This window comes from Kitasatospora sp. NPDC093558 (assembly GCF_040683475.1).
Classification (GTDB): Bacteria; Actinomycetota; Actinomycetes; order Streptomycetales; family Streptomycetaceae; genus Kitasatospora.
The window spans coordinates 1-1,313 of record NZ_JBFBDY010001224.1; the positions used below are offsets into that span (position 1 = coordinate 1).

The 1,313-nt window shown below is 71.0% G+C and carries 1 pseudogene; it reads left to right on the top strand.

Features of this window, described 5'->3' with window-relative positions:
* Positions 1-144: 144 nt before the first annotated feature.
* Positions 145-1,313 (top strand): annotated as a pseudogene (locus tag AB0O00_RS39915) (glycosyl hydrolase family 18 protein); the annotation flags it as partial.

Sequence of the window (1,313 nt, forward strand, 5' to 3'; positions counted from 1 at the left end):
CCGGCCGGGCGGGCCTGAGGGGAGGACGGTCCCGGGTTTTAATCCGGTGGGCGAACGGCTCGGTCCGGGTACGGTGGCCCGGTCCACTCCGGCGCCGCCGCGCTCCAGGCCACGCCGAGCGGCCAGGACGACGCCCAGTGCAGCCAGACCGTCAGCGTGCAGCCCAACTCCCCGTACACGCTGAGCGCCTACGTCCAGGGCAGCTACGTCTACCTGGGCGCCACCGGCACCGGCGGCGGCGACCCGTCCACCTGGACGCCGGGCAACGCGTCGTACGGCCAGCTCAGCGTCGCCTTCACCACCGGGCCGAGCACGACCTCGGTGACGATCTACCTGCACGGCTGGTACGGGCAGCCGGCGTACTACGCCGACGACGTGTCACTGACCGGCCCCGGCGGCAGCAGCAGCCCCTCGCCGACCGCCACCACGCCGACGACCCCGCCGCCCACCAGCGCGCCGCCGACCAGCACCCCGCCCACGACCCCGCCGCCCACCACGACCCCGCCGACCATCACCCCGCCGACCGGCGACACTTGCCCGACGAAGCCCAAGCCGTCCGGCAAGGTCCTCCAGGGCTACTGGGAGAACTGGGACGGCGCCGCGAACGGCGTCCACCCCGGCATGGGCTGGGTGCCCATCACCGACAGCCGGATCGCCGCCCACGGCTACAACGTCATCAACGCCGCCTTCCCGGTGATCCTCTCGGACGGCACCGTCCAGTGGCAGGACGGCATGGACACCAACGTCAAGGTCGCGACCCCCGCCGAGATGTGCCAGGCCAAGGCGGCCGGGGCGACGATCCTGATGTCGATCGGCGGTGCGGCCGCGGGCATCGACCTGAGCTCCAGCACCGTCGCCGACCGGTTCGTGGCGACGGTCGTCCCGATCCTCAAGAAGTACAACTTCGACGGGATCGACATCGACATCGAGACCGGCCTGTCCGGCGGCGGCGACATCAACACGCTCTCCGCCTCCCAGGCCAACCTGGAGCGCATCATCGACGGCGTGCTCGACCGGATGCCCGCGGGCTTCGGCCTGACGATGGCCCCCGAGACCGCGTACGTCACCGGCGGCAGCGTCACCTACGGCTCGATCTGGGGCGCCTACCTGCCGATCGTCAAGAAGTACGCCGACAACGGCCGGCTGTGGTGGCTGAACATGCAGTACTACAACGGCAGCATGTACGGCTGCTCCGGCGACTCCTACCAGGCGGGCACCGTCCAGGGCTTCACCGCGCAGACCACGTGCCTCAACAACGGCCTGACCATCCAGGGCACCACGATCAAGGTGCCCTACGACCAGCAGGTCCCCGG